The sequence below is a fragment of the Arthrobacter sp. Hiyo1 genome (assembly GCF_001263615.2).
Taxonomy (GTDB): domain Bacteria; phylum Actinomycetota; class Actinomycetes; order Actinomycetales; family Micrococcaceae; genus Arthrobacter.
Map to the genome: position 1 here is coordinate 53968 of NZ_DF952478.1, position 7460 is coordinate 61427.

The window sequence follows — 7460 nt, forward strand, 5'->3', positions numbered from 1 at the left end:
ATCTCACGGCGGCCGCGCTTGGCGTAGACGATGTCGCCCACGGCGATCTCGTTCTGGAACTGCCACACCGCCAGGACGGCGTTCCTCATTGAACCGCCGCTCTCCTCGACGTCGAGGGCCTGACGGATCGCCTCCCGGCTCGGGTACGCAGCGAGGTTGTCTAGCTCATCCCAGCCGATCGCCATGATGCCGCTGGTCGAGAACTCCTCCCACTCTGAGGCCTGTGCACCGGGAGAGTAGAGCCAGTAATGGCGGGGACGAGGTTCGGCCAACGTGGCGACACCGGTGGCGGCGGGGTCGGGTTCGCCGGCGGAGGAGTCCCAAAGCTCTTCCACGCCCGGTGTCCAGAAGTGGAAGGGTCCCGCGACCGAGCGAGCCAGAGCGGTGCGGATAGCCAGCAGGTCACGGTCTATCGACGCAGGGTCGCTGCCCGTCGCTCCGCCGATTCGATCGGCAAGTCCGTCGCGGATCTTCTGCTTCATTCCCGCGGAAGCGATCGGTTCGAAGATGTCGGGACGGGCAAGGAACTGCAGCGCGTTACGGATGTCGGGACGGTCGTTACCAGAAGAGAGCATGGCGTGCTGTAACTTCCACGGATCGGTCCGGGCAACCTCACGCTCGCCCTCAAGTAGACCTTGCCAGTAGCGGACGAAGGAAGCGGTCCAGGTGACGTGCCGCCACATCGAGCCGTTATACCAGGAGCCCGGTTCGAAACCCGCGATCCCGGTTGGGCGAGCCAGCCACGTCGACATGCGCGCAGGAACCGTCACGGGGGAGTCGAGGTGGGATAGAACCCGATCGACATGAGCTCGGCGAGTCTCGGGCAGGACCGAGCGCAGCGGATGCTCGCGCAGGAAGACGATCTCGGCCGCAAGAAGCACAACATCACGTGGCGCGCCCTGGAGCTGCTGGTCGAGCTTGTCCCACTGTCCCTGGCCCGACCCGACGATCAGGTTGTCCCCGATCCTGGACCGAAGCTCCTCAGCTGCCTCGGCCGTCCAGATCGTCGCCGTCGGGTCGATCACGGACCGACCGTCTCCGAGCATGTGCGTGATCACCTCACCGGCCTCACGCGCCATCGCCAAGTCAGGGGCCGGTCGCGACGAGGCGGCAGCCGCATCATGATCGGTGTCGAACTGATCGTTAGCCATGTCTGCATTCTCCTTGTTCGCCGCGTCCTCCACGGGTGATCTCTCTCGGGCAGAGCGTACACGACCTCGCAACGGCCTGCGCCAGCTTCGCATGCAGCACGGGAGCCCGATCCGGCAGGTTGATCAACTACTGAACCCGGTGGAATGGAGACTCGCGCTGTATGTTCGTGCTCGACGTGCTCGACGGCGTCCTCACCAATTGCCGCACCCGCTCCATGGACCTGGACGCCCTTCACGCCGAGACCGAGCGCGCGAACGACGGGTTCATCACGTCGGCGACGAGGGGTGGCCCACGCCGCTCTACGGCCCCGCAGCGCCGATACTCGGAACGACGACCCCATGGCCGCGAGGAAGCCAAGGTTGTCCCGTGCGAGTCCAGGGCTTCAAGAACGGCATGGGCACTCCGTTCTGCACTCAGCCTTCATCTTCCCGGTCCGTGGCTGCGGGATGGGCCTCGCCTCCGGACTGCGTCTTTGAAGGCCCGCCGAGCCAAAAAAGCGCGGTATCAACGTCCCTCGCAGTCCATGCGTGCCCGTGCATGTTCGCCGTGGTGCGCAGATCTTCCACCAGCTCCATGTAGCGTCCATACCTGCACGTGCTGCCGAGAGTGAAAGACCCAAAGTCTCCAGGCCGGCTTGGGCCCGGTCGTCGTATACCGCCATGCGCCCCGGAGCTGCAGCCAGCAGAAGCGCTGACGCGAGAGCATCGCCTGTCTTGAAGCCGGGCAGCGAGGATAGTTCACCCCGGCCGGCCGAAGCAGCCTCAGGCACCGTCAGCGATTGGTCGTTCACTGCGGCCACGGCCTTCGCGGTCACTGCCCGGACGTCTTGGTCCGGCCTGGTCATCAACTCCCGGACCCAGGTCGTGTCCGCCCGGAGGCGCTTCCAGAACAGCAAGGCACCGATATCAGCCTTGCCGATGCTGGCCGTCGCCCGGATCTTTTCCGCGACTTCGGTGAGGACCTCGTCGTATACCGGCGATGTGCCTGATTGGTAGGCAGCGTGGGAGCTGCGAAGAATTTCCCAGACCTGCGGGTCGAGGACTTGGAATGTGCGTTCCGGCGTGGTCATGGTTCGAGGATGCCACATAGTGGTCGTTTCGCTGGGAGGTGTGTGCCTGGTTCCGGCAAGAAGATATGCTTTAACAAAGCCGGCACGGGGGAATACCATGAGAAAAAGGCCGCAGCACATACTGGCTCCCACCGGTCGGGACACACATCATGCCACGCAAAATCATCGGGGACAGCAACAAGGGCAACGGCACCCCCGCTGCGATCGCACCTCGCCTTGGCCACCGGATCAGGGAAATCCGGCAGGAGCTTCACCACCGGCATCCGGGCTACGCCCGATATCAAGTCACCGACACTCACGCTGCCCTGCATTCGCCTTTTGCGAAGACGCCTGTGGTGTCAGTGACTTCCGATGAGTACCAGACACGCCTCTATGTAAAGTCCCGCAGCCACAACGCCAGAGACAGACTCTCCGCGGTCCGCGAGGCCATCGTCACCTCTCCTTACACGTGGGAGGACCTGGCAGCTGACGGCGTCATGGAATGGGTGGAGGAGTCCATCGAGGATGACGTACTCCTGGCGGCTGCGGTCGAGTCACTGGGAGCTCTGGAAGCGCCGGAGCGCCCCTACCTCGGGAAGTTCACCGTGGAGAGGATCTACGAGATACTAACGACGGCGGAGGCGGCCTACTGGCGCAGGGTTTTCCCTGTCGAGCGCAGCTAACATCGATTCACGGAATACTTTCGGGAGCGTCGCCCGGCATCCAGCGGCACGCCGGAACTCTCATATGGACGTCAGCTCCTTGATTCCCACAGCGACGGCGCATGGATTCGAATTACCGGGCTTTTTACATTCGTCCCGTAACTGCCCAAATCAGCGCCATGAGAGTATAGATAGCACCGAGAGCCAGCCCGATGATGGCGAATACCATATCTTTCTTTGACGCGCCAGGCACTCGTTGAAGCAAGGCAATCGTCGAAAAAACAATGGCGGCAATGCAGATAAGTGGTCCAAGAACGGGAAACCCGAACAAGAAGAACGCGGCGATACCCAGACCAAAACCTGTTCCGGATAATGCGCTGACTGCACGCCCTCGGGTCTGGCTTGCAGGGGCGGAATTGGCCGGTTGGCCTGGCCCATTGACAGTACGGGTAATTGCTGGACTAGTGGTCTGAGTTCGAAGTTGTTGGACGGTTGGCTTTTGCCAGGATCTCGCTGGCGGTTTTGGTCCAGATGAACGGATGGGCCCGGTCTGTGTTCCAACCGTCGATGAAGGCACGGATCTTCGCGTTGAGTTCTTTGACGGAACGGAAGGTGCCTCGGCGGATGGCCTGGCGTTCGATGATGCCGAAGAAGACTTCCACGAGGTTCATCCATGAGGCGTGCGTCGGGGTGAAATGAATTTGGATCCTGGGGTTCGCGTCCAGCCAGGTGCGCACGTTGGCGTGTTTGTGCGCGGCATAGTTGTCCATGATCAGGTGCAGCTCCTGGCTCGGGTAAGCGCGGGCGACCTGTTTCAGGAAGGCAAGGAATTCCTGGTTCCGATGCCGGGGCTTGCACGCCGCGGTGACTTTGCCGGTGGCGACCTCCAGTGCCGCGAACAGCGTCGAGGTCCCGTTACGGACATAGTCCGGGGTGCGCCGTTCGATCAGGTGCGGCTGCATCGGCAGGATCGGCGCGGTCCGGTCCAAGGCCTGAATCTGGGATTTCTCGTCCACGCACAGCACCACAGCGTTTTCCGGCGGGGCCAGATACAAACCTACGACGTCGGTGACTTTGGCAACCAGTTCCGGGTCGGTGGAAAACTTGAACGTCCCGGACCGCCAAGGCTGGACCCCGTAGGCGCGCCAAGCCCGGGCGACCGTGCTGTTCGCTACCCCCAGGCGGGCCGCGAGCAAGCGGGATGACCAATGCGTGACCCCGAGCCTCTTTGGCGGAGGCTTGAGGGTCTCGGCGACGATCTTCCGTGTTCCAGCACCCGCGGGCGCCCCGAACGCTCCTCGTCCTCCAGTCCGGCAAGCCCCGTCAGAAGATACCGCTCACGCCAAGAGATCACTGTTCCCCGCGCAACCCCGGCGCGATGGGCGATCTCCGTGTTTGACAAGCCCTCAGCGGCCAGCAACACGATCCGTGCCCGCTGCGCCAGCCCCGCCCGCGCCGAACTGGAGCGCACCAAACGGGTCAGATCTTCGAAATCACCCTCACGCAGAACAAGGGCAGCAGCGGGACGATTGGCCATAAACCAATCCTGCCAAACACCAACCGTTCAAAGACTAACGCCACGCGACACTAGGGACGTTCTGCACATGTTCTGTCCATTGGCTTCCATCCCACCAACGGATCTGTCCTGGCCGCTCAAGGGTGAGGTACCACGCTGCTGGAGTTTGGGTCATGCTGCGGGCCTGAGACGTCACATGGGACTGTTCGGAGGCCGGAGCGGGGATGGGGATTCTTGGACCAATGAGCATGTAAAGCAAGCGGATCAGAAGAAATCCGCCTGCAAGAAAAAGGATCGCTCCGCCGACCTGCCAAGGCACGATCGTGCCATAACAGTCTTCCGCACGACGTGGGAGGAGAGGCACCGAGTCCATCGGCGCGAACGTAGTCCCGCAGTATGTTCTGCCGTACACACCGTGCGCGTCTGTCGTACTGCCCACGACTTGGTGCGCACTGACGAAGATTCCGCCTATCAACGCTGCGGTTCCTATGAGGAATACCGTGAGTCTCATTTGAACAGTGCTTGGTCCGGAAAAGTAGCTCGCCATGATTGCATTAGAACATTCATTCCAGACGGCATCTAGTGGGGTGAGTCTTTGGTTATTTTTGGTTGGCTTTGGCGCGGATTTGTTCGCCGGTTTTGGTCCACAAAGGTGGTGGGTTGGTCACTCCAGCCGTGATGAAAGAGCTCCGGAATCTCGTCAGCCCTCACGCCCATGGTCCAAGACTTCCGATGGTTCGGGCGCGCCGCAACGGGACGGACGTGACAGCGGAGTTTCGGTCGGCTTACGAGTCACTGGGTGGCATGAAGGGTTGAGGCTCGCCCTCAGTCCCTTCCCTGAATGCTCGGCACCGCGCCGACGCTGCCCTAATAGGAGAGCGCAGAGGAAGCTTGAGGATGCTGCAATGGTTGCGGACGTATGATTTTGCATCAGGCTCGCGATTTCCGCCGATCACGCAACCAAGGAGAGGACCGCCCATGTGGACTGAGCTCGACAATCAAGGTTTTGAGAACGAGGAGGATTATCTAAAGTCGCTGAAGAAGGAGGACAGCTACACCTTCTCGTATCCCTTCGAGTACATAGCCAAGAATCACGGAAATGACAAATACGACATCGACATGGCGACCATGGAGGTCCGCGTCGAGTGGAGTGATTTTCAGGTGGGATACGTTATCTCGTACAGCGTCCCCGATATGTACAAGATCGACCCGGCTCAGGGGAACAGCGATGCCAAGGGGTTCTACGATTACCAGGTCTATGATCGATTGCTGGCCGACCTCTCGAGCGTCGGTATCGAATCGGATGTCATCGCTACGTAGGCGCATCCATCAAAGGGGTGAGGTCGTTGCGGCCTTTCGGCGTCAAAGCGGTGCGTTACAGAAAGCCGGGCGTCGCGACGCGCGTCAGTGTCTATGACGCGCGTCGCACCTGGACTTTGCCTGACCCGGCGTCACACGCCGCAAAGAGATGAGCGACGTGTCAGAACGTCCGCAACAACCGCCTCGGATGGCTCGAGTATGCGTGGTCCTCGCGATGAGAAGAAATGTCCGCTCAGTGTGTGTGTTCATTCTCAGCGCCCCGACTCTCGCTCGCTCGTGCCTCCTGCTCAGCGATGTGCTCGGCAAGAAGGCCCTCGACGACGGGGTCCATCTCGTCCATGATCTCCTGCGCGCGCTGCTCGTCCTCGGACAGCTCCTCCTCGCCCTGCCACTCAAGCTCCCATGCCCGGTACCTCAGCCGCAGCGCAGGCCAGTCATGGATGTCGTCGCCAGCGACCGTGGAAGCAAGCGGCTCCGGTGCTACCAGACCCGCCTCCGCCAGCGCCCGTCGGAAGCACCACCGCGCGTCCATGAGCCACACCCTGATCCGCGTGAGAGGGATGCCCGCCAGCCAGACCTCCTCGTCGTCGGGCATTGGCAACTCAAACAGCGACGGCGGATAGGCCTCCAATTTCCCCCGGAGTGCTTCCAGCTCGTGCTCTCCGCCCCGCCGGACCGCGAGCATCTCCTGGATCTCCCGAAGCATCGCAGAGTGCTGTGATTCCAGCAGTTCCCGCCGCGCCCGTCCTTCGGCATCCTCGCGGTGCTCACTCAGGTCCCGCAGCAGGAACAGGATCCTTGCCTCGTCGAGCACAGTCTTTGGCCGGTGCTCCTTTGGGAGGCTAGCCTCGGCAGCCTGCACGTGCTGCGTCGCCACCAGCAGGAACGAGAGCTCCGCCTGTTGCTGCCATCCGAGTGCCACGGTCGGGACGAGGATCGGAGGGTCACCCATGTCCCGCATCCACGGGTGCGCAGCGCAGTCCTTACGGCGGTCCGCATCCTCCCGCGCCCGTTCGTTCTCCCGCACTAGGCGCTCGAACCGGGCACACTGCATCTCAGCCGCCTCGACCCACATCAATCCCTCGGACCACAACTCTGGTCCAGGCCGTTTCTTTGACTTCGCCATATCATGGATGCTCTCATGCTTTGGCCGCTGCCAACACTGAATCGATGGCCTCGGCCTCAGCACCCCGCGCGCTACACCGTGGGCCTGCGCGTCCGGGGCCATATGCGGGAGTTTTCCATTCGAGATTCGGGGCCACAATTCCGAGGTGCGCGCTCGACGACGCACATTTCCCCGCTGATACCGTGTGAACGAGGGCAAACGGCGGGTTACCGAGCTTTTTGGGGGCGGGGGAGCACATGACGGAGTGGAAGCCAGGCTGGTGGGCGAGAGCGTTCAGGGGCGCTGGGGCGTGGGTGCTGTCGTTGGGCGAAGGCCGTCTGAATGTCCGCGGAATATCAGACGCGGTCGACGTCGATGTCCTCGACATCCTGGGACTACACGCTGATGAGAGTTCGAAGCGGATCGTCATCACTCTCGCCCACCGGACAGAAACGGTGCTCACCGGGCTCTCTCGTCGTGCGGTGCGTGAGATCGGTTCTGCGTACTGCTCCGAGCTCGACGAGAGGCGACACCTCGCCGCTCTGCTCTCAAAGGCGGAGGAGCAGGGCGAGGGGGCCCGCCTGTGGTGGTCCCAGGTCCAAGGAGTCATGAACCGGCCCCGGTGGGCGGACCAGGATACGATCGCCGCGCTCGAGG

6 protein-coding genes and 2 pseudogenes are annotated in these 7460 nt (G+C 62.2%); 3 read left to right on the forward strand and 5 right to left on the reverse strand.

The genetic code is table 11. From position 1 onward, the window contains the following. Together AHiyo1_RS25835 and AHiyo1_RS22605 are read right to left on the reverse strand one after the other, a co-directional pair. A pseudogene (locus AHiyo1_RS25835) lies at positions 1-1184 on the reverse strand (hypothetical protein); the annotation flags it as partial. Positions 1185-1534: 350 nt separating this feature from the next. After that, the gene (locus tag AHiyo1_RS22605) at positions 1535-2221 is read right to left on the reverse strand and encodes a hypothetical protein (RefSeq protein ID WP_216363301.1); all 687 of its coding nucleotides are present in this window, start codon (positions 2219-2221) and stop codon (positions 1535-1537) included. Between the two features lie 149 nt (positions 2222-2370). Between AHiyo1_RS22605 and AHiyo1_RS22610 the strand changes: the two genes are divergently transcribed. Continuing rightward, a complete protein-coding gene (locus AHiyo1_RS22610) occupies positions 2371-2883 on the forward strand; it encodes a hypothetical protein (RefSeq protein WP_059390087.1) in 513 nt (170 codons plus the stop codon). A 440-nt stretch (positions 2884-3323) separates the two neighbouring features. Here AHiyo1_RS22610 and AHiyo1_RS22615 read toward each other — a convergent pair. Together AHiyo1_RS22615 and AHiyo1_RS28445 are read right to left on the reverse strand one after the other, a co-directional pair. Further along, positions 3324-4399: pseudogene (locus AHiyo1_RS22615) on the reverse strand (IS630 family transposase). Positions 4400-4433: 34 nt separating this feature from the next. Beyond that, positions 4434-4925, reverse strand: a complete 492-nt coding sequence (locus AHiyo1_RS28445; RefSeq protein ID WP_084784689.1) for a DUF2510 domain-containing protein — start codon at positions 4923-4925, stop codon at positions 4434-4436. Between the two features lie 431 nt (positions 4926-5356). Here AHiyo1_RS28445 and AHiyo1_RS22625 point away from each other — a divergent pair, with 431 nt between their 5' ends. Beyond that, entirely contained in the window at positions 5357-5698 is a 342-nt protein-coding gene (locus tag AHiyo1_RS22625; protein ID WP_059390088.1) for a hypothetical protein, read from the forward strand. A 232-nt stretch (positions 5699-5930) separates the two neighbouring features. Here the strand turns inward: AHiyo1_RS22625 and AHiyo1_RS22630 are convergent, their stop codons facing one another. Further along, positions 5931-6773: a hypothetical protein gene (locus tag AHiyo1_RS22630; protein WP_148667726.1), complete on the reverse strand. Its 843-nt coding sequence runs from the start codon at positions 6771-6773 to the stop codon at positions 5931-5933. A gap of 344 nt (positions 6774-7117) precedes the next feature. Here AHiyo1_RS22630 and AHiyo1_RS25135 point away from each other — a divergent pair. Continuing rightward, positions 7118-7460 (forward strand): hypothetical protein (locus AHiyo1_RS25135; RefSeq protein WP_172465714.1); only part of this gene is annotated, 343 nt, incomplete at its 3' end.

What these genes read in the sequence shown, in the direction of transcription:
- AHiyo1_RS22625 (WP_059390088.1), top strand. Translation starts at nt 5,357, where the DNA reads ATGTGGACTGAGCTCGACAATCAAGGTTTTGAGAACGAGGAGGATTAT.
- AHiyo1_RS22605 (WP_216363301.1), bottom strand. Translation starts at nt 2,221, where the DNA reads ATGACCACGCCGGAACGCACATTCCAAGTCCTCGACCCGCAGGTCTGG.
- AHiyo1_RS22610 (WP_059390087.1), top strand. Translation starts at nt 2,371, where the DNA reads ATGCCACGCAAAATCATCGGGGACAGCAACAAGGGCAACGGCACCCCC.
- AHiyo1_RS22630 (WP_148667726.1), bottom strand. Translation starts at nt 6,773, where the DNA reads ATGTGGGTCGAGGCGGCTGAGATGCAGTGTGCCCGGTTCGAGCGCCTA.
- AHiyo1_RS28445 (WP_084784689.1), bottom strand. Translation starts at nt 4,925, where the DNA reads ATGGCGAGCTACTTTTCCGGACCAAGCACTGTTCAAATGAGACTCACG.